Genomic DNA, 20,663 nt, shown 5'->3' with positions numbered 1-20,663 from the left:
ACCGTCGATCTCAATCGATGATGAAGCCGAAATCGGTCTGGTAGCCCGCAACCGGCTCGACCCGGCCGGCGATGCCGTAGAGCCGATTCAGGCGGCCAAGCAGCGCCGACTGCGAATCCGAAGCCGACGCAAAGCCGTCGTCCGGACGCGACAGCTGGTTCTGCGCCACCGCGCGCACCACATAGGGCGTCACCAGCACCATCAGCTCGGTCTCATTGTTGACGTAGTCCTGGCTGCGGAACAGCTGGCCGAGCACCGGCACCTGGTCGAGGCCGGGCAGGCCGTTGATCGCCTGTTTGGTCTGGTTCTGGATCAGGCCAGCCATCGCCATCGAACCGCCCGAAGGAACTTCCAGCGTCGTCTCGGCGCGCCGGGTCTGGATCGCAGGAATCGTGACGCCGCTCAGATTGACCGAATTCTGGTTGGAGATTTCGGACACTTCGGTCATGACACGCAGGCTGATGCGGCCTTCGGTGAGCACCACCGGCGTGAAGTTAAGCGAGATGCCGAACTTCTTGTAGGCCACCGAAAGCTGGCACTGCTGCACGGAGCCTGCGCTTGTCGCCGGTTGGCAGGTATAGCCCGCGGGGATAGGGAACTCCCCGCCTGCGATGAAGGTGGCGGACTCGCCGGAGATCGCGGTCAGGTTCGGTTCGGCGAGCGTCTTGATGACGCCGGCGCTTTCCATTGCGCGCATGGTTGCGCTGACGGATCCGAAGCCGCCCAGCGCGGCGGCGGCGGCGCCGTTGCCGCTGACCAGCGGCACATTATTGGCCGTGAACGGATTGCTGTTGTTGAATTTCACGACCGCGGTGCCGTAGTTCATGCTGGCGCTGAGATCGATGCCGAGCTGCTTGATGATATCGCGCCGGACCTCGGAGACGCTGACCTTCAGCATGACCTGGTCGCGGCCGCGCACCACGATCGAGTTGACGACCTTGTCGGTGCCGCCGACCAGCCTTGCGGCGATCTCGCCCGCCTGCTGCGCCTCGACCGGGCTCGATACCGAGCCCGTCAGGATGACGCCGTCGCCGACGCCGTCGATCTGCACACCCGGCGTGCTCTGGCGCAGCGCCGATCGCACGCCGTTGAGATCGCGCTTGATCGCGATGTCGTAGGCCGCGACCTGCTGGCCGTCCGCATTGAAGAACACGACATTGGTCTGGCCGACCGCCGCGCCAATGATGTAGGCCCGGCGTGCGGAGCGCACCACCGCGTTGGCGATCTTCGGATCGGCCACCAGCACGTCCTTCACCTCATCGGGAAAATCGATCACGACCGACTTGCCGATGCCGAGCGACAGGAAGCGCATCTTGGCCGAGCTTGCCGAGACGACTGGCGTCTCGGCGTCGGCGGCGAGCACAGGTGCAACAGCCGGATTCAGCGTGAGCGCCGCCGCGGCGGAAAACGACAGCGCGCGGACCAGCCAAGTCCGCTTCAAACGCTGATTTTCGCTGCTCTTCATCACGGTCGTCCTCACTTCTGCGTCGTTATCGTGCTGGAAATGCCGTAGCGGACGACGGCAATGCCGCGGGGGCGGCTGGTCTCATCGATCCTGTTCTCTGCGACGTTGACATCGGCAATCGAGCGCAGTGCCAACGACAGCGAGCCGGCCGAGCGCGCCGCCGTGAGCGTCGCAGTCTGCTCAGGTCGTAGTTCCAGAGTGACGGTCTTGCCGACCACGGTGGTCTGGCCGTCTTTTTCCTTAGGTGCCTGATCGATCGCGAGCACGCGGATATTCGCCAGGATGATCTCTGAGATCGAAATGTCGGATTGGTCGGGATGATCCGGGTTCTTCTGGCGACGGGTCAGCAGAACGTCGACCCGATCGTTCGGGAGAATGAAGCCGCCGGCACCCGTCTCCGGAGATATCTCGGTCGAGACGGCGCGCATGCCTGTTGGCAGGATCGCGGCCATGAAACCGGAGCCGTCGGCTTTCACGAGCTTCTGCTCGCGGATCGGCTCGCCGGTGAGGAAGGGGAAGCGTGCGATCGATCCGACCAGCTGATTGGTCGCATCAGGCCGGTCGCTGCGGCGAATGAAGACGTTGCTTGCAGCTTCCGGCCAGGCCTGCCACGACAGGTCACCGGGCTTGATCGCCTGGCCGAGTCCGATGTCGACCTTCGCCACCAGCACTTCGGCGGTCGGAAGCTGTACGACCGGCGCGGTCGGCGCTTGTTGCTGCTTGTCGGTGTTGCTCACCAGATAGGCCGCGACGCCGCCTGCGCTGAGAGCGATGGCTAACACCACGATGCGTGCGGTCATCATACGCGTGACTACTCTTAACCGATACGCCGGGACGCGCGAATAAGCCGATGAGAGCTTCCCCGTCGCGTATGACTAAGCGGCAATGGTATAAGCGATCTTGCAAAGCCGAGCCGGCCACGGTTGCCGACTACGACGATTGCACCGATGGTGAATGGAGCGTTACGGTCAAACAGTGTAGCTCGACGAGCGCGTTATTAGTTCTGCAAGTTCGTCTCTTCGCGACAAGGGTGAGGCCCCATGACACCGAACTTACTACGGGTTGCGCCCGCTGACGTTCGTTAACTACGTCGTCCGATAAAGCTCCACTTGATCGCCGATATCTGCCCGGCACCGTGCGTTACAACTCACGGGCGCATTGTCAGGATTGAAGCGTAGTTCTGATGGCAGCGCCACGCGCGGCTTGCTCTCTATCAGCTCCAGAACAGATGCTGTGGTTACCGCGACCGATCAATCTCGCTTTGATCGCGGCATTCCGAGCTCTTCGAGGCTCGGGAAGGCCGGTTGCGAAGCTCCGTAGTTGCACGGGGTCGGATCTTCAGGGTTTCGAAAGGGACCGCCCGTACGATCCCTTAGGGCGAATCTGTCCGCATCTTTTCAAAATTCGTTAGGGTCTTCGCGCGCAGTCTTTGCGCATGAAGATCGGCACTTTCCTGCTCCGTGCATCTCGGCCGGATCGGTCCATCGCGGTTGTGCTGGACGCGTCCTGTCCTCCACCTCTTGGGCGGCGCCGAACCACGACAGGCTGTCTTCCTGGATCTTCGGGATTCTAGGAGCGCGCTATGTCGGTTACACGGTTTCTCAAACAGCGCGCCGTCAGGATTCAGGCACCTGGCACTTACACGCTACCGAATTGGTATGATCCGGAGGGCCGTTTGAGGACCTTCGCGTGCCGGACCACGCGTGTCTCGCCGTTCCGCATGCTGCTGGACGTACCGGTCGTGGGCAAGGTAGGTGATCGCCTGACCTCGTATTTCCGGGAGTTCGGCAAATTCGACGGCCACATCAGCGACACCGTGCATGGCGGCATTCTGCTCGAGCTCGACATGACACGTGCCGAACGGGCGCGACTTGCCGATATGCTGGTCTGGCTGGAGAAGAAGCACAAGGATCCGACCATCCGCGATGCGCGCAAGGCGGCGCGTTATGTGCCGACCAGCCCGCACTCGGCGCTGACGCTCGCCGATGGCAGCGTCGTGCCGTGCTTCGTGATCAATGCGTCGATGTCGGGCGCAGCGGTCTCGGCGGCAATCCAGCCATCGGTTGGGACCCCGCTTGCGGTCGGCAGCTGCGTGGGACGCGTTGTCAGGCGGTTTTCGGAAGGCTTTGCGGTCAAGTTCGCCGAGGTGATGCCGAGCCTCGGTGATCTCGAACGCCGCGTCATCACGCCACCGGTGCGTCCGAGATATTTGACGCCGGTGCAGGAACTCCACGCGCGGCCGGAGCGTGCGGAGGACTATGGCCTGGTCTGAGCGAGGTGCGCTGCTTGAGCTCGCGGCCTGCACGGTTAACGCCGTATTAATCCACATGATGAAAGCTTCTGGCGCCGGGATGCTCGTGCCAGGAGAAATCCCATGGAGGCCCAGAAGACCGCAGTGGAGGCCGTCGTCGTCTTGACCGGCTGCGACCGCGAGGCGGTGACCATGTTCATCCGCCGCCTGTATCTCGCCGGCGTCAGGGATCCCAAGCGACTCACCTTCAAGGGGCTGCAGGCGCTAGCGCAGCACTGATAGGGCAGGTTGTCCGGCGCGATAAGCTGCACGACCAGGATCCGGTATTAGCTGCTGCCGTCGCTATAGGAACGTGCCTCCTGTTGCCGTCGGGGCACGCGGAAGCAAAATCGCGCCTCGTATCCGGTCACATCTTGCTCACGAGGGGGTGCAGCACATCGCACTTGCCGATATGGTACGGGGTTGCGGCCTTATCGCTGGATTCCGGCCGGCCTCGCCGATCGAGGCCAGGGCAGGGGAAGTCCGGACAGGCGCGATCTTGGGAACCGGACATGTTGAGACAGCTTTTCGCACCACAGCTCGTCGCGCTCTATATTTTGATCGGCACGACGATCTACGTGCATTTTCGCGGCAAGCAGCGGCTTCGCTTCGCGCGCCAGCTCGGCGACCACTCGACCTATCTCGCGCCCTATAACGTCCTGTTGTATGCGGGTTCGGCGGTGCCGAACCAGCCGGTGATTCCGGTCGAGCAGTTTCCGGAACTGCAGAAGCTCACCGACAACTGGCAGATGATCCGCGACGAGGCGCTGCGGTTGTTCGATGAGGGCTTCATTCGCGCTGCCGCGGGCAACAACGACTGGGGCTTCTATTCGTTCTTCAAGAGCGGGTGGAAGCGCTTCTATCTCAAATGGTACGACGATTTCCTGCCTTCGGCGCGCACGCTGTGCCCGAAGACGGTCGAGCTGTTGAATTCGATTCCGTCCGTGCACGGCGCGATGTTCGCGATGCTGCCGCCGGGCGGCAAGCTCGGGGCTCATCGCGATCCCTTTGCCGGCTCGCTGCGCTATCATCTCGGGCTCGTGACGCCGAACTCGGACAAGTGCAAGATTCTCGTCGACGGCGTGCCCTGCGTCTGGCGCGACGGCGAAGCCTTCATGTTCGACGAGACCTTCATCCACAGCGCCGAGAACGCGACCGACGTGAACCGCATCATCCTGTTCTGCGACGTCGAGCGCCCGATGAAGTACGGGTTCATGACCGCGATCAATCGCTGGGTCAGCCATCACATCGTCAAGGCCTCCGCGACCCAGAATGTCGAGGGCGAGCATGTCGGCGTGCTGAACAAGGTGTTCGGCAAGCTGTACGAGATCCATCTCGCCAGCCGCAAGGTCAAGGAATGGAATCGGACTGTGTATTATGCCGCGAAGTACACGCTCACGGTCGCGATCGTCGGCGCGATCGTGGTGTCGGCGTTTAGGTGAGGGTGAGAGAGTAGGGCGGATTAGCACAGCGTAATCCGCCGCAGTCATTCGCGGACGAACGGCGGGTTACGCCTACGGCTAACCCGCCCTACGAGCTGCTGATTGAGCCCTCAGCGCGAACGGCTGCTCAGCCGCGCGGCTCGCCGATCGAGACCTTCAGCGTGCCGACGCCGTCGACGCCGCATTCGATCTTGTCGCCTGGGACCAGCGCGGCGACGCCGGCCGGCGTTCCCGTCATGATGATGTCGCCGGCGCCGATCTCGACCTGCTGGGAGAGCTTCCAGATGATTTCCGGCACGCTCCAGATGAGTTCGGTGAGATCGCCCTTCTGCCGCTCGGTGCCGTTCACCGACAGCCAGATCTTGCCCTTCGTGGGATGGCCGATCTTCGATGCCGGCTGCACGGCGGAGCAGGGCGCGGAGTATTCGAAGGACTTGCCGATCTCCCAGGGGCGCTCCTTCTTGCGCGAGGCGGTCTGCAGGTCGCGACGGGTGAGGTCGATGCCGACGGCATAGCCGTAGACGTGGTCGAGCGCCTTCTCGACCGGGATGTTGGCGCCGCCGCTCTTCATCGCGACGACCATCTCGACTTCGTGGTGCATGTCCTTGGTCAGCGACGGGTAGGGGATGACCGCGCCGTCCGGGACCAGCATGTCGGCGTGCTTGGCGAAGAAGAACGGCGGATCGCGCTCGTCATTGCCCATCTCACGGATGTGCTCGAGATAGTTGCGCCCGACGCACCAGATGCGGCGGACTGGGAACGCGCCGGCTTCGCCGACCACGGGCAGCGAGGCTTGCGGCGGGGCCGGAATGACGAAATGAGGGGCGGTCATGAAATCGATCTCGGGGTGAGTGGCGAGGGAAACGTCAGGATGCGGCGCTGATCGGCGCGATCAGAGGCACCGGCCCCATGTCGCGCTGCTGCAGGCGGAAGAACGAAGCATAGCGGCCGCCACGGCGCAACAGATCGTCATGCCGGCCCCGCTCGACGATCTCGCCGGCCTCGACCACCAGGATGGTGTCGGCATGCATGATGGTGTGCAGGCGGTGGGCGATCACGATCGTGGTGCGGTTCTGGCAGAGATGCTCGATCGCCTCCTGCACCTGGCGCTCCGATTCGGAGTCGAGCGCCGCAGTGGCCTCGTCCAGCAGGATGATGGGAGCGTTGCGAAGCAGCGCGCGCGCCACTGCGACGCGCTGGCGCTGGCCGCCGGAGAGCTGGGTGCCGTGCTCGCCGACCGGCGTGTCGTAGCCGAGCGGGAAGCTCATGATGAAATCATGCGCGCAGGCTGCTTTCGCGGCCTCGATGATCTCAGCCTCGGTGGCATCTGGCTTGCCGAAGGCGATGTTGGCGCGGATGGTGTCGCGGAACAAATAGACGTCCTGGCCAACATAGGCTGTCTGCTCGCGCAGGGATCGTCGGGACACCTGCGAGATCGACTGGCCGTCGATCAGGATCTCGCCTTCGGTCACCTCGTAGAAGCGCAGGAGCAGCGCCAGCACCGTCGACTTGCCGCCGCCGGACGGGCCGACGAGCGCGGTCATCTTGCCCGGCTCGGTGATGAAGCTCATCCGGTTCAGCACCGGCTCCTTGTCGCGATAGGCGAAGCTGACGTCGCGCAGCTCGATCCGCGCCTGCGACAGCTTGAGCGGTGGCTTGTCGTCGTCGGATTTCTCGCTGGCCGGGCTGTCGACGACCTCGAGCAGCATGCGCGCGCCGACCAGCTGGCTGTTGAGGTCGATGTTGAGCCGAGCAAGCCGCTTGGCCGGCTCGGTGGCCATCAGGAACGCGGTCATGAAGGAGAAGAACTGGCCGGGCGTCGCGTTGAGCGCGACCACGGCATAGCCGCCATACATCAGGCAGCCGGCCACCGCGAAGCCGCCGAGCATCTCCATCAGCGGGTTCGAGCGGTTGGAGACCCGCGCCATCTTGTTGGCATTTTGCTCGACGATCGCGATGTTCTCGTTGATGCGCGCGCGCATCGCGTCTTCCAGGGTGAATGCCTTGACCGTGCGGATACCCTGCAGCGATTCCTGCATGGTCTCGAGAATGTCGGCGGTGCCGGTGAACTGGTCGTAGGCCAGCCCCTTGATGCGCTTGACCAGCTTGCGCAGCACCAGCATCGCCGGCGGCACTGCGACGAGCCCCAGGAACGACATCAGCGGATCCTGCGCCACCATCACCGCGATCATGCTGATCAGCAGCAGGAGATCGCGGCCGATCGCGTTGATCAGCATGTTCAGCACGTCGGTGATGGACTTGGCGCCGGCGGTCAGTCGCGCCAGGAACTCGGACGAGTGCCGCTCGGAGAAGAAGCCGATGCTCTCGCTCATCAGCTTGGCGAACAGCCTGCGCTGATTGTTGGCGAGAATGGCATTGGAGATCTTGGACAGGATCACCGCATAGCCGTAGGTCGTCACGCCCTTGACGAACAGCAGCAGCACGGTGACGCCGGAGAGCGCGACGATGCCGGGTATGCTCTTCTCGACATAGGCCTTGTTGATGACCTGGCCCAGGATATAGGCAGCACCGGCGCTGGCCCCGGCCGAAAGGCCCATCAGCGCGAACGCCATCAAATAGCGCCGCCAATAGGCGAGCCCCTGTTCCATGAACAGGCGGCGGATCAGGACCGCGGCGCCATAGGGATCGTCGGTGATCTTCTTCGGAAACTCGGCCATGCTCATCCCTGGGCCGGGGCCGGGTCAAATCACCCGGTCGGCACAGGGCTGCTTGCCCGCTCGGGACGGCTTTTTCAAGCCCAATAAGGGGTTGCGGCGGCGGCCAGATCAGGCAGAGACCAGCTGCCGGACCTCCCCGTGGCGTTCCCGAAACAGTTTCTCCTCCCAGGCGAGCGCATGGGCGGCAATGGTCTCCAGATCGTCGCAGACCGGCGTCCAATCCAGCGTGGTTCGGATGCGGCCGATATCGGCGACCATGGTCATGATATCCCCTGGCCGCCGGGGTGCGAACTGCACCGGAATCTTACGGCCAGAGACGCGACGCACCGCTTCGATCGTCTCCAGCACGGAATAGCCGTGGCCATACCCACAATTCAGCGTGATCGAGCTGCCGCCGGCGCGGAGATAGGCCAGTGCCGAGCGATGGGCCTGGGCGAGATCGGCGACATGGATGAAGTCCCGAATGCAGGTGCCGTCGGGCGTCGGATAGTCGGTGCCATAGACGTCGATCTTGGCGCGCTGGCCGGTTGCGACCTCCATCGCGATCTTGAGCAGATGCGTGGCGCCGACCGTGGCGAGCCCGATACGCGCCAGCGGGTCGGCGCCGGCGACATTGAAATAGCGCAGCACGACGTAGCTCATGTCGTGCACCGAGGCCACATCATGCAGCATGATCTCGGTCATCAGCTTGGAGCTGCCATAGGGCGACGATGGGCGCGTGCGCGCCGTCTCCGGCACCGGAACCTGCTCGGGATTGCCGTAGACCGCAGCCGTCGACGAGAAGATGAAGCGGCTGACGCCGCGCTTCACCGCCGCATTGAGCAGGCTGCGCGTCGTCATGGTGTTGTTGCGATAATACAGCAGCGGGTCGCGCACCGATTCCGGCACGACCACGGAGCCCGCGAAATGAATGATGCTTTCGACGCCGTGCTGGCTGATCACGCCGTCGACGAGGTTTTCGTCGCCGGCATCGCCGATGAACAGCGGCACGCCTTCCGGCACCATGCTGGAAAAACCGGTCGAAAGATTGTCGATCACGACGACGCTCTCGCCCGCCTCAACCAACGCGAGCACCATGTGGCTGCCGATGTAGCCGGCACCCCCAGTGACGAGCACGGTCATTGTTTGACTCATTCCCTGTTGTTTTGACGAAGCTAGTCCGCTTTGGGTGAAGGGAGGGTTTCGATAAAGCCGAACTGGCGACTATCCTTAATGTTGCGTATAGGGAGCTGCATAAAGGGAGCCCGACGTGCCGACCGACACTTGTCCTGCCGCGGATATCGACGTCATCGTGCCTAACCTGCATCGCCGCTATTCGGGCGTCACGGCGACCAATCGCATGGTGGCGCCGAAGCTGGCGCAGCGCTTTTGCGCGGTGTGGTTCGGCTCGCATGCGCCAGGCGGCATCGCGCGCCTGGGGATGGCTGATCTTCTCACGCTGTGGCGACGCAGGCGGCCGTTGATCTGGCACGCGCGGCGTAACAACGAGATGATCGCAGGCGTCTTGCTGCGCGCGCTCGGCTGGCCGCTCAAGCTGGTGTTCACCTCGGCGGCGCAGCGGCACCACACCTGGATCACGCGCTGGCTGATCCGCCGCATGGATGCGATCATCGCGACCAGCGAGATATCCGCATCCTACCTGAAGCGTCCGTCCACCGTGGTCATGCATGGCGTCGACACGGATGTCTATACGCCGCCTGCCGATCGCGCAGCTGCCTTCGCCGAAAGCGGCTTGCCGGGTGCCTATGCGATCGGATGCTTCGGCCGCGTGCGCGCGCAGAAGGGCAGCGACGTATTCGTCGCGGCGATGTGCCGGCTGCTGCCGCGCTATCCGGATTTTTCCGCCGTGCTGGTCGGCGCGGTGACGCCCGAGCAGGCGCCGTTCGCGGGTGAGCTGAAAAAGCAGATCGCCGCCGCCGGATTGGAGCAGCGCATCGTCATCACCGGTGAGCTCGACATCGCGGATGTGCAGCGCTGGTATCAGCGCCTGACGATCTACGCCTTCACCTCGCGTAACGAGGGCTTTGGTCTGACGCTGATCGAAGCAATGGCGGCAGGCGCCGCGCTGGTGGCCTCACGCGCGGGGGCGGCCGAGCTCGTGATCGAGGACGGCGTGACCGGCGTGCTGGTGCCGCCGGGCGATGTCGATGCGCTGGTGGCCGCGCTCGAGCCGCTCATGCAAGATCCGCCTGCTGCGCGCGCCATGGGTGAGCGCGCCCGCGTGCGCGTCGTGGCAAATTTCAGCCTCGATGCCGAAGCCGACAAGATTGCGGCTGTTTACCGCACGCTGGTTTGAATCATCACCCCGGCGACGAAGGCATCCAGATCGCCGCCCTTGAACAGGAAGCCGGGCAGGCCGGCGGCTTGCGCGGCTGCGATGTCGGAGGAGCGGTCGCCGATGACGAAACTGCCTTCGCGGCGCACCGGCCAATGCGCCATCAGGTCGAGGATCATGCCGGGTGCGGGCTTGCGCCAGGGGTGCTCGCGCAAGTAAGCCTCGACAGAGCCCTCGGTGTGATAGGGGCAGTAGCGGATGTCGTCGATGCGCGCGCCTTGTGCTGTCAGCTCCGCGCACATCCAGTCGTGCAGGGTGACGACGTCATCCTCGGTGAACAGGCCGCGCGCCACGCCGGATTGGTTGGTGAACAGGAAGACGTGATAGCCGGCGTCGTTCAGGCGCCGGATCGCCTTCGCGACGTTCGGCATCCAGCGGATGCGCTCGCGCGTGCCGATATAGTCGTCGTCGTGATTGAGCACGCCGTCGCGGTCGAGAAAGGCGGCGGGCTTGAGTGTTCTCGTATCGCTGCTCATGACTGCGTGGATGTCCGCATCAGCGCCTGCTCGACCGCGGCGCAGATGCCATGTGCGGTCGCCAGATGAATCTGCTGGATGATCGGCGTGTCCTCGCTGGGTGCGACCAGCAGGAGATCGCACAAATCGCCCATCGCCTGACCCTTGCTGCCGGTGAAGCCCACGGTGGTGAGGCCGCGCGCGCGAGCATTGATGAGCGCATTGAGGATGCTGGGTGAGCGTCCCGAGGTCGAGATCGCGAGCAGCACGTCGCCGCGCTGGCCGAGCCCCTCGACCTGGCGCGCGAACACCTGGTCGTAGCCATAGTCGTTGCCGATCGCGGTCAGCGCCGAGGTATCAGTAGTCAGAGCGATCGCGGCATAGGCCGGCCGCTCCTGCTTGTAGCGGCCGACGATCTCGGCCGCGATGTGCTGGGCGTCGGCGGCACTGCCGCCATTGCCGACGAGGAGCAGCTTATTGCCGGCGCGAAGCGCCGCCACGATCGCAGCGGCGATCTTGCGTGCAGTTTCCAGCAGTGTCGCATCCTCGCTGGTGCGCTCGAACGCGGCGAGGGACTCCGCGAGATGGCTGGCGATCAGGTCGTTGCTGCTCATGTCTGCTTCGGAAATTCTCATCGTGTCTTGGTATCTATCGTGATCCTGCTCCGCAACGATCCGATCCTGTCAGCGCGCCGCGCGTGCACCGGCTTCAGCCAGCACCCGCGCGGTGATCGCAGCGACGTCGGAGGCCGAAATGTCGCGCATGCAGCGGTGGTGCTTCATGCGGCACACAGGGCGGTGGCAGGGCTGGCAGGGCACCTTGGTCTTGGTCTGCACCGTGGCCGCAAGGCCGTTGAGCGGCGCCCAGTGATAGGGGCTGGTGGGTCCGAAGATGCCCATGGTCGGGGTCCCCAGGGCGGCGGCGATATGCATCAGGCCCGAATCGTTTGATATGGCGACGCTGGCCGCCGCCATCGCGAGCACGCCGTTGCGCAGGTCAGTTCCGGTCAGGTCACGCACGCCGGAGCCGCCGGCAGCGACAATCTCGGCCGCTAAGGCCTTCTCGCCGGGGCCGCCGACCACCCAGACGTCCAGCCCCTGGGCGATCAGCAGGCGGGCGGCCTCGCCATAATAGGGCCAGCGCTTGGCCGGTCCGACCGACCCCGGCGCCAGCGCCACTCCGGGGCCGCTGCCGAGCCCATTGGCCTGACGCCAGCGCTCGATCTGCTCCGGCGGCACCCGCAGCTGCGGCACCGGCCATTCCGGCGGCAGGGCTGCGCCATCAGGTAGTGCCAGCGCGGCATTCTTGTCGATGAAGCGGGGCAGCTTCCGCTCGCCCCAGCGCCAGCGGTTGATCAATCCGAACCGGAACTCGCCGACGAAACCCACCCGCTCCGGGATACCTGCCAGGGTCGGGGCGATCGCGGCCTTCCAGGTGCGCGGCATCACCAGGGCAGTCCGGTAGCGCCGTTCCCGCAACATCGCTGCCAGCTTCCATTGCTTGGCCAGCGCCAGCCGGCTGCGCGGCAGGTCCCAGACGATTCCAGCGCGGACGCCGGGCATGTAATCCGCCAGCGGTGCACATAGCCTGGTGGTGAGCAGGTCCACCGGGCGATTCGGCCAGCGCTCCTTCAGCACCCGCACCACCGTATGGCCGCGCACGAAATCCCCGATCCACATATAGGGAATGATCAGGATCGGGCTGGTTTCGTCAGCGTCGGCGTTGATTGAATGAATATTCATTCTTTGTGCATCTGGACCATCAGCAGGTGGGTAGCGACTCGCTCACAGAAGGTAAAGCGGCCGGGCTAAATCGCTTACACTTTGCGGAATGATGGGCTAGGCAGGGCGCCGACAGGGACCATCGAGATAAGGTAACCGAATGTTGCTGGTGACCGGCGGGGCCGGCTTTATCGGATCGAATCTGGTCGCCGCGCTGAACGAGGCCGGCCGCACCGATGTCGTAGTCTGCGACTGGCTCGGCGATGAGGGCAAGTGGCGCAATCTCGCCAAGCGGCACCTGGCGGATTTCGTGCCGCCTTCAGAGCTTGCCGATTGGCTAAAGGGCCGCCGGCTTGATGCCGTCCTGCACATGGGCGCGATCTCCGCGACCACGGCTGTCGATGGCGACCTCGTTATCGACAGCAATTTCCGCCTGTCGCTGCGGTTGCTCGACTGGTGCACCGCAAGTGCCACGCCGCTCATCTATGCCTCCTCGGCGTCAACCTATGGCGACGGCGAACAGGGCTTCTACGACAATCCTTCGCTGGCGGCGCTGAAGGCCTTGCGGCCGATGAACCTCTACGGCTGGAGCAAGCATCTGTTCGACATGGCGGTGGCCGCGCGCGCCGAACGGCACGAGAAGCTGCCGCCGCAATATGTGGGGCTGAAGTTCTTCAACGTGTTCGGTCCCAACGAGTACCACAAGGGGACGATGATGAGCGTGCTGGCGCGGCGCTTCGACGACATCAAAGCTGGCCGCGTGGTGGAGCTGTTCAAGTCGCATCGCGAGGGCATTGCCGATGGCGACCAGCGGCGCGATTTCATCTATGTCGACGACGTGGTGCGGGTGATGATGTGGCTGCTGGCGACACCCAGCGTGTCGGGCCTGTTCAATGTCGGTACGGGCGAGGCGCGCAGTTTCAAGGACCTGATCCTCGCAGCCTATGGGGCGCTCGGCACGACGCCCAACATCGTTTATATCGACATGCCCGAAGCGATTCGCGGCAGCTATCAGTATTTCACGCAAGCCGAGGTCGATCGGCTGCAGGTCGCCGGCTATAACGGCGGCTTCACGGCGCTGGAGGACGCGGTCGGCCACTATGTCAGGGGCTACCTCGAGTCCGCCGACCGCTACCGCTGACGCTTGCCTCGGGACACGTAACGATGTTCGATTTTGACGCCCTGTCGCAAGCGCTGTGCCGCCAGACCGTGCTTTGCATCGGCGACCTCATGCTTGACGAATTCGTCTATGGCGAGGTGTCGCGGATCTCGCCGGAAGCGCCGGCACCGGTCATTGCCGTCCAGCGCAGCGAAACCAATATCGGCGGGGCCGGCAATGTCGCGCGTAACATTGCAGCGCTCGGCGCACGCTGCATCTTCGTCGGTCTGGTCGGCGATGACGCCGCCGGCACTGAGCTGCGCACAACGCTGATGTGCGAACCCGGCATCGAAAGCGTGCTGGTGACCGATTCCGGCCGGCCGACCACGCGCAAGGTGCGCTTCGTGTCGGAACATTTCTCCACCCACATGCTGCGCGCCGATTGGGAGCGCGCCGCACCTGCCGCACCCGAGATCGAGCAGAAACTGATCGATACGATCCTGCCGCTGCTCGCACGCGCCGACATCGTGCTGCTGTCGGATTATGCCAAGGGCGTGCTCACCGCGCGGGTGATCCGCAACGTGATCGATGCGGCGCGAAAGCGCGACATCCGCATCATCGTCGATCCCAAGAGTGCGAATTTCGCGATCTATCGCGGTGCCACTCTGCTGACGCCGAACCGCAAGGAGTTTTCGGAAGCCACCCGCAGCCGCGCCGAGACGGTGCAGGAGATCGCCTCCGCGGCGCAGGACGCGATCCAGCTGGCCGATTGCGAAGCGATCCTGGTGACGCAGAGCGAGCGCGGCATGACCTTGGTGCCGCGCCAGGGCGAGCCGGTCCATGTGCCGGCTTTTCCAGTCAAGGTGCGCGACGTCTCCGGCGCCGGCGATACGGTCGCCGCCGTGCTGGCGGCGACCTTCGCGGCCGGTGCCGAATGGGAGGATGCGCTGCGGATGGCGAGCGCGGCCGCAGCCGTGGCCGTCAGCAAGCAGGGCACTGCGAGCGTGAGTGCGGACGAATTGCGGCGGAAGATCCTGCCGCACGCTTATCTTGCCGCCGAAGAGAAGATCCTCGCGACCGACGATGACCTCTACGCGCGGCTCGCCGATTGGCGGGAGCAGGGCCTGCGGATCGGCTTCACCAATGGCTGCTTCGACATTCTCCACCCGGGCCACGTCAAGGTGCTGACCGCGGCACGCGCGGCCTGCGACCGGCTCGTGGTCGGGCTGAACAGCGATGCCTCGGTGAGGCGGCTGAAGGGCGAGAGCCGTCCGGTTCAGGACGAGCGCGCCCGCGCCGAGGTGCTGGCAGCACTGGAGGCGGTCGACCTGGTCGCGATCTTCGCCGAGGACACGCCGATCCGCCTGATCGAGCAGATCAGGCCGAGCGTGCTGGTCAAGGGCGGCGATTACACCCGCGAGCAGGTGGTCGGCCACGAGATCGTCGAAGCCGCGGGCGGACAGGTGATCCTGGTCGATATCCTGAAGGGCTTCAGCACGACCGCGCTGGTCGATCGCGCCCGGGGAGACAAGCGATGAGCACGCTCGCCGGACATTCCAGCGCGGCGATGCTGTCGCGGCGGTGGCGCGACCCGGCGGCGTGGCGCACCACGGTGGACGTGGTCGCGATCCTGCTGGCGCTCGCATTACCCTGGTCGACCTCGCTGGTGTCGATCTTCGGCGTCGTGCTGATGCTCACCATGGTGCCGTTACTCGATGTCGAGGCGTTCGTGGCGTCATTGAGACGCCCGATCTGCCTGGCGCCGATCGCGCTGTTCGTGTTGGCGCTGGTCGGGACCTTATGGTCCGACGCCGCCTGGGGCGTGCGGTTCTATGCGGTCGGACCGGCCGCGAAGCTGCTGGTGCTGCCGGCACTGTTCTATCATTTCGAGCGCTCCGAACGCGGCACCTGGGTGTTCGTTGCATTTCTCGGCTCCTGTGCGCTGATGGTGGTTGCCTCGACAATTGTTGCCTTCGATCCGGCGCTCGCGCTCAAGCCGCATGCCGATCGCGGCATCTTCGTCAAGAACTACATCGATCAGGGCCAGGAGTTTTCGCTCTGCGCCGTGGCGCTGGCCTATCCGTTGGCAAACTTCGCCGGCCAGCGACGGTGGTGGTCGGCGCTGCTGCTGTTGGCGCTCATGCTGCTGTTCCTCGCCAACATGGTCTTCATCGTCACCTCGCGAACGGCGCTGGTGACGATCCCGATCATGCTGGCCGTGTTCGGCCTCATGCATCTCAGATGGCGGGCGAACCTGGCGATCGCCGTCGCCGCGATCGTGGTGGCCGGAACCGCCTGGATGGCCTCGCCGCAATTGCAGCAGAAGGTCGCGACCTTCAGCAGCGAGTATCAGGCCTACAAGGAAGATCGCGCGACCACCTCGATCGGCGAGCGGCTGGAGTTCTGGCGCAAGTCGCTGCACTTCTTCGTCGAGGCGCCCTTGATCGGTCATGGATCAGGCTCGACGCGGCATCTGTTCGAGCTGGCGAGCGATCATTCAGACCTTGCCTCCGGCCAGGTGATCGGCAACCCGCACAACCAGACGCTCTACGTCGCCGTACAGTGGGGCGCGGTTGGGGTCGTCATCCTCTGGACGGTGTGGCTGTCGCATCTGCTGCTGTTCCGCGGCGAGGGGCTCGCCAACTGGATCGGCCTGCTGGTCGTGGTGCAGAACATCTTCACGTCTTTTCTTAACTCCCACATTTTCGATTTTCATGAGGGCTGGATGTATGTGCTCGGCGTAGGCGTCGCCGGCGGCATGGCGCTGAAGGCGCAGCGGCTGCAAGCCGCTGCGCCCGTCGGCAGCTCGCCGCAGCCGGAGGGCGCTGCGTCATGACATCGGCTCTCGCTCATTGGGCGGCCGCCGCATGACGCGCCTGTCCCGCCTGACATACCGCAACGTGCTGATCATCGTGCACGACCTGCTGGCGACCGTCGTGGCGCTGTTCGCCGCGTTCTACATTCGTTTCGAGGGCAGCAACAACTTCTGGGATCGCGTACCCCTGCTGTTGCAGATCCTGCCTTATTTCATCGCCTTCAGCTTCCTCGTCTTCTATCTGTCCAACCTGATGACCACCAAATGGCGGTTCATCTCCTTGCCGGACGCGCTGAACATCGTGCGTGTCGCCACCATCCTGACGCTCGCGCTCCTGGTGCTCGACTACATCATCGTGGCGCCGAACGTCCGCGGCACCTTCTTCCTCGGCAAGGTGACCATCGTCCTCTATTGGTTCCTGGAAATCTCCGGCCTGAGCGCACTGCGTTTTGCCTATCGTTATTTCCGCTACACCCGGGTGCGTTATCACGCCAAAGCCGAGGATGCCGCGCCCGCACTGCTGATCGGCCGCACCGCGGATGCCGAGGTGGTGCTGCGCGGCATCGAAAGCGGCGCGGTGAAGCGGATCTGGCCGATCGGAATACTGTCGCCGTCCATCGCCGACCGCGGCCAGCTGATCCGCAATGTTCCGGTGCTCGGCGGCTTCGACGATATCGAGGACGTGTTTGCCGACTTCGCCAAGCGCGGCAAGCCGATTGCGCGCGCGCTGATGACGCCGTCCGCGTTCGACCCGGAATTCCATCCCGAGACGTTCCTGATGCGGGCGCGGCGGCTGCGGCTGATCGTCAGCCGCCTGCCGGCGCTCGAGAGCGGCGATGCGCCCAGGCTCGCGCCGGTCGCTGTCGAGGACCTGCTGCTACGGCCGAGCGAGAAGATCAATTATGGCCGCCTGGAAGCCCTGGTGAGAGGCAAGGCGGTGGTTGTCACCGGCGGCGGCGGCTCGATCGGCGCCGAGATTTGCCATCGCGTCGTGACCTTCGGTGCCGCGCGGCTGCTGGTGATCGAGAATTCAGAGCCGGCGCTCTATGCGATCACCGAAGCGCTCGCGGCCAGCGGTGAAGGGGGCGCGACAGTCGAGGGCCGGATCGCCGATATACGCGACCGTGAACGGGTGTTCCGGCTGATTGCCGAATTCAAGCCGGATCTGGTGTTCCACGCCGCGGCGCTGAAGCACGTGCCGATTCTCGAGCGCGACTGGAGCGAGGGCGTCAAGACCAACATCTTCGGTTCGATCAACGTGGCCGACGCCTCGGTGGCGGCGGGCGCCGAGGCGATGGTGATGATCTCGACCGACAAGGCGATCGAGCCGGTCTCGATGCTCGGGCTGACCAAGCGCTTCGCCGAAATGTATTGCCAGGCCCTCGACCGCGAGCTGGCCGAGCGTCGCACGGGTAAGCCGGCGATGCGGCTGATCTCGGTGCGATTCGGCAACGTGCTGGCCTCGAACGGCTCGGTGGTGCCCAAGTTCAAGGCGCAGATCGAGGCGGGTGGCCCGGTGACCGTCACGCACCCGGACATGGTGCGCTATTTCATGACCATCCGCGAGGCCTGCGATCTCGTCATCACGGCAGCGTCGCACGCGCTGGCGCCGGAGCGGCCGGGCGTCTCGGTCTATGTGCTGAACATGGGCCAGCCGGTGCGGATCGTCGAGCTCGCCGAGCGCATGATCCGGCTCTCGGGCCTGCAGCCGGGCTACGATATCGAGATCGTTTTCACCGGGATCAGGCCGGGCGAGCGTCTGAATGAGATCCTGTTCGCCAGCGAGGAGCCGCCGGTCGAGATCGGCCTTGCCGGCGTGATGGCGGCCAAGCCCAACGAGCCGCCGATGCAGACTCTAAAGAAGTGGATCGCCAGCCTCGACCAGGCGATCGAGCGCGACGATCCCGTCACCATCAAGGCGATCCTGAAGGACGCCGTGCCGGAATTCGGCTCAAGCGCGGCCTGAGATCCGCGGGCGCGCGAAACGGCGCAGCACGACAGCGACGGCGGCTAAGCCTGCAACCAAGAGCAGGACGTCGATCGCAGGCGCATCGAGTACGATTGACGCGACCGCCAGCGCCGCGAGCAAGAGGTTGAGGACGAACACCTCGCCGACCACGCGCGTCACGGTGAAGCCGTTGTCAGTCGCACTCTGGTAGAAGTGGCTGCGATGCGCGGCCCAGAACGGCTCGCCGCGCAGCATCCGCCGTAGCAGCGTCCAGGTCGAATCCACGAGATAATAGAGCGGCAGCAGCAGCGCTGCGACGACATTGCCCTGCCATGCCAGATGCAGCAGGCACCAGCCGAGCAGGAGGCCGATCGGTAGGCTGCCGACATCGCCGAGAAACACCTTTGCGACGGGACGGTTGAACGGTGCGAAGCCGAGCAGGGCGCCGCACAGCGCGGCCGCGATGAGGACGACGGGCAGCGGCAGCACGCCAAACAGCCCGACCAGCACCAGCGTCGCGCTGACGGGGACGGTTTCGGCTACCGTCATCAGATCGAGCCCGTCCATGAAATTGACGAGGTTGACGAACCACAGACCGGCGAGCAGCACCAGGCCGCGCTCGAGCGCGAGCGGCAGGACAGGTACGATCCTGAGATCGTCAGGGGCCGTGAAGACGACCATGCCGACCGCCACGGCCTGCAGCAACAGACGCGGCAGCGCCGGAATCGGCCTGATGTCGTCAACCAGCCCGACCAGCGCGATCAGCGGCACGGCGACCAGCAGCATGACGGGCAGGCGCAAGTCGGTCAGCACCGCGAAAGCGCCGCCGATCAGCAGCGTCGCCGCGATCACGGCGATGCCGGCGCCCTGCGGAGTCGGCACCTTGTGCGACGAGCGGGCATTCGGCCGCGCCAGCGCATAGCGCTGCAACAGCGGGCGCAGCAGCACGATCAGGCCGGCGCAGACAATGGCTGCGGCGAGTGCGACGAGGGCGAGGGCGGCGAGCTGGCGATCAGGTGTCATCGCGATCGCCCGAGGTCATCCTGGTGTAGAGATCGACGATGGCGCCGCCGATGATCTTTGCCGACAGCTTGTCCTCGACGAGCTTTCGAGCGGCGGCGCCATAGAGCGCGCGCAAGACGGGAGAGTGGGCGAGTTGCAGCATCGCCTGTGCCAGCGCCGGCGCATTTTCGATCGGAACGGTGAGCCCGGTCTGCTCGTGCAGCGCGATCTCGCGGCAGCCCGGTGCATCGGTCGAGACCAGAGGGCGGCCACAGGCTGCCGCTTCGAGCAGGCTGACCGGCAGGCCCTCGCGATGCGAGGGCAGCACCGCGATATGGCAGCGGCGCCAGAGGGCCGTGATGTCGTCGATATGGCCGAGCAACGTGAGGCCGGGCTCGCGCCGCCAAGCCGCGATCTCATCCTCCGTCACCGAGGCCGGATTGGCAGGATCGGGATTGCCGGCGATCAGCAGGTTGAACGCGTGACCCTCGCCGCGCAGCAGGCGATGGGCTGCGACCAGCGCGCGGACGCCCTTGTCGGTCAGCAGCCGGCCGGCAAAGCCGAAGGTGATGGGCCCTTCCGGCTCCGGCAGCGGCTGGAAGCGGTCGGTGTCGACGCCCGAGCCCGGGATCAACGTGATCCTGTCGGCATTGACGCCGAGCCTGCGCAGCGCTGCGCTGTCGTCCGGGTTCTGCACCAGCACGCAGCTCGATCGTCTGTTCATCAAGCGGGGCAGCAGCCACGCCATGGCCTGTTTCAACAAGCCTGAACGCCACGTTGTCGAGGTGAAGATATAGCCAAGGCCCGTGATGGCATTGACGACAGGCACGTCGCTGCCGAGCGCCGCCAGCGAGCCGAGCAGGCTCGCCTGCAGGCCGGAATGATGCACGACATCAGGATTGATCGCGCGCTCGACCCTCCGGATCGCTCTGACCACCGGCCAAGCCGCTGATGGTGACAGGCCGCCGCGACGGAACGGAATCGGATGCAGGGTGAAGCGTTCCGCCGCGATCGCAGCCGCGCCCTTGTTCACGTTGGTCGCGACATGCACCTCGAAGCCGGCCTCGCGCGCCGCGCGCGCCATCGGCAGACGATGCATCAGGAAGGCATAGTCCTCGTTTGCGACATAAAGCAGCCGTCGCGGTGGGGCAGGCGGGGAGGCAGGCATCCGGTCCAGATCTCGATCGGTCGAATGCGCCGTATAGGGCAAGCCGGCCTGTTTCGCGAGGGCTATCGAAACTGCCGTTCGCGCTGTCAACACTGCGGCGCAACTCGGCAAGCAGGCAGTCATTCTGCGAATATCGAGACCAGTAGCGCGGGGCCGCAACCGACGGACGTTCCAATCAGCTATCCGGTTTCTCGTACAATCTGGCGACAATCGACCGATACGCCAAACATCACTCGACCGGGTCC

The 20,663-nt window shown here is 64.8% G+C and carries 18 protein-coding genes; 8 read left to right on the top strand and 10 right to left on the bottom strand.

Translation table 11 applies throughout. The features are described from left to right. Nucleotides 1–10: 10 nt before the first annotated feature. Both P6U24_RS27835 and cpaB read right to left on the bottom strand, forming a co-directional pair. Nucleotides 11–1,465, bottom strand: a complete 1,455-nt coding sequence (locus tag P6U24_RS27835; RefSeq protein WP_407155643.1) for a type II and III secretion system protein family protein — start codon at nt 1,463–1,465, stop codon at nt 11–13. 11 nt (nt 1,466–1,476) lie between these two features. Then, nucleotides 1,477–2,268 (bottom strand): Flp pilus assembly protein CpaB, encoded by a 792-nt coding sequence (gene cpaB, locus P6U24_RS27830; RefSeq protein WP_407155642.1) that lies wholly within the window; start codon nt 2,266–2,268, stop codon nt 1,477–1,479. Nucleotides 2,269–3,047: 779 nt separating this feature from the next. Between cpaB and P6U24_RS27825 the strand changes: the two genes are divergently transcribed. From P6U24_RS27825 to P6U24_RS27815, 3 genes are all read left to right on the top strand, one after another. Further along, entirely contained in the window at nt 3,048–3,737 is a 690-nt protein-coding gene (locus tag P6U24_RS27825) for a PilZ domain-containing protein (RefSeq protein WP_407155641.1), read from the top strand. A 102-nt stretch (nt 3,738–3,839) separates the two neighbouring features. Beyond that, nucleotides 3,840–3,995: a hypothetical protein gene (locus P6U24_RS27820; protein WP_407155640.1), complete on the top strand. Its 156-nt coding sequence runs from the start codon at nt 3,840–3,842 to the stop codon at nt 3,993–3,995. Between the two features lie 272 nt (nt 3,996–4,267). Continuing rightward, entirely contained in the window at nt 4,268–5,197 is a 930-nt protein-coding gene (locus P6U24_RS27815) for an aspartyl/asparaginyl beta-hydroxylase domain-containing protein (protein ID WP_407155639.1), read from the top strand. A 127-nt stretch (nt 5,198–5,324) separates the two neighbouring features. On the opposite strand, the gene P6U24_RS27810 is transcribed toward P6U24_RS27815, so the two are convergent. The 3 genes from P6U24_RS27810 to galE all read right to left on the bottom strand — a co-directional run bounded on the left by P6U24_RS27810 (nt 5,325) and on the right by galE (nt 8,997). Further along, a complete protein-coding gene (locus P6U24_RS27810; RefSeq protein ID WP_407155638.1) occupies nt 5,325–6,029 on the bottom strand; it encodes a fumarylacetoacetate hydrolase family protein in 705 nt (234 codons plus the stop codon). Between the two features lie 34 nt (nt 6,030–6,063). Then, the gene (locus tag P6U24_RS27805; protein WP_407155637.1) at nt 6,064–7,875 is read right to left on the bottom strand and encodes an ABC transporter ATP-binding protein; all 1,812 of its coding nucleotides are present in this window, start codon (nt 7,873–7,875) and stop codon (nt 6,064–6,066) included. Nucleotides 7,876–7,983: 108 nt separating this feature from the next. After that, nucleotides 7,984–8,997, bottom strand: coding sequence for a UDP-glucose 4-epimerase GalE (gene galE / locus P6U24_RS27800; RefSeq protein WP_407155636.1), 1,014 nt, complete (start codon nt 8,995–8,997; stop codon nt 7,984–7,986). A 127-nt stretch (nt 8,998–9,124) separates the two neighbouring features. Here galE and P6U24_RS27795 point away from each other — a divergent pair, with 127 nt between their 5' ends. Further along, complete coding sequence (locus P6U24_RS27795) at nt 9,125–10,171, top strand: glycosyltransferase family 4 protein (protein WP_407155635.1); 1,047 nt, start codon at nt 9,125–9,127, stop codon at nt 10,169–10,171. Here P6U24_RS27795 and P6U24_RS27790 read toward each other — a convergent pair. From P6U24_RS27790 to waaF, 3 genes are all read right to left on the bottom strand, one after another. Beyond that, nucleotides 10,153–10,686 carry a D-glycero-alpha-D-manno-heptose-1,7-bisphosphate 7-phosphatase gene (locus P6U24_RS27790; RefSeq protein WP_407155634.1) on the bottom strand — a complete coding sequence of 178 codons (534 nt, stop codon included), beginning with the start codon at nt 10,684–10,686 and terminating at the stop codon, nt 10,153–10,155. The genes P6U24_RS27795 and P6U24_RS27790 overlap by 19 nt on opposite strands. Next, complete coding sequence (locus P6U24_RS27785; RefSeq protein ID WP_407155633.1) at nt 10,683–11,279, bottom strand: D-sedoheptulose 7-phosphate isomerase; 597 nt, start codon at nt 11,277–11,279, stop codon at nt 10,683–10,685. The genes P6U24_RS27790 and P6U24_RS27785 overlap by 4 nt, the downstream gene beginning before the upstream one ends. 69 nt (nt 11,280–11,348) lie before the next feature. Next, nucleotides 11,349–12,407 carry a lipopolysaccharide heptosyltransferase II gene (waaF, locus tag P6U24_RS27780; protein ID WP_407155632.1) on the bottom strand — a complete coding sequence of 353 codons (1,059 nt, stop codon included), beginning with the start codon at nt 12,405–12,407 and terminating at the stop codon, nt 11,349–11,351. A 139-nt stretch (nt 12,408–12,546) separates the two neighbouring features. Here waaF and rfaD point away from each other — a divergent pair, with 139 nt between their 5' ends. From rfaD to P6U24_RS27760, 4 genes are read left to right on the top strand one after another with little or no spacing between them, the layout of a single operon-like run. Then, entirely contained in the window at nt 12,547–13,527 is a 981-nt protein-coding gene (rfaD, locus tag P6U24_RS27775; RefSeq protein WP_407155631.1) for an ADP-glyceromanno-heptose 6-epimerase, read from the top strand. Nucleotides 13,528–13,550: 23 nt separating this feature from the next. Further along, nucleotides 13,551–15,023 (top strand): D-glycero-beta-D-manno-heptose-7-phosphate kinase, encoded by a 1,473-nt coding sequence (rfaE1, locus tag P6U24_RS27770; RefSeq protein ID WP_407155630.1) that lies wholly within the window; start codon nt 13,551–13,553, stop codon nt 15,021–15,023. After that, the gene (locus tag P6U24_RS27765; RefSeq protein WP_407155629.1) at nt 15,020–16,321 is read left to right on the top strand and encodes an O-antigen ligase family protein; all 1,302 of its coding nucleotides are present in this window, start codon (nt 15,020–15,022) and stop codon (nt 16,319–16,321) included. The genes rfaE1 and P6U24_RS27765 overlap by 4 nt, the downstream gene beginning before the upstream one ends. A 31-nt stretch (nt 16,322–16,352) precedes the next feature. Further along, a complete protein-coding gene (locus P6U24_RS27760; RefSeq protein WP_407155628.1) occupies nt 16,353–18,266 on the top strand; it encodes a polysaccharide biosynthesis protein in 1,914 nt (637 codons plus the stop codon). Here P6U24_RS27760 and P6U24_RS27755 read toward each other — a convergent pair. Both P6U24_RS27755 and P6U24_RS27750 read right to left on the bottom strand, forming a co-directional pair. Continuing rightward, nucleotides 18,252–19,271 carry an MraY family glycosyltransferase gene (locus P6U24_RS27755; protein ID WP_407155627.1) on the bottom strand — a complete coding sequence of 340 codons (1,020 nt, stop codon included), beginning with the start codon at nt 19,269–19,271 and terminating at the stop codon, nt 18,252–18,254. The two genes, P6U24_RS27760 and P6U24_RS27755, sit on opposite strands and share 15 nt — an antisense overlap. Next, nucleotides 19,261–20,418, bottom strand: coding sequence for a glycosyltransferase family 4 protein (locus tag P6U24_RS27750; protein ID WP_407155626.1), 1,158 nt, complete (start codon nt 20,416–20,418; stop codon nt 19,261–19,263). The genes P6U24_RS27755 and P6U24_RS27750 overlap by 11 nt, the downstream gene beginning before the upstream one ends. Nucleotides 20,419–20,663: the final 245 nt, after the last annotated feature.

It is taken from the genome of Bradyrhizobium sp. STM 3557 (assembly GCF_045571465.1).
Taxonomy (GTDB): Bacteria; Pseudomonadota; Alphaproteobacteria; order Rhizobiales; family Xanthobacteraceae; genus Bradyrhizobium.
The sequence above is the reverse complement of the archived record's forward strand: the minus strand, read 5'-3'. Positions and strand labels throughout refer to the sequence as shown.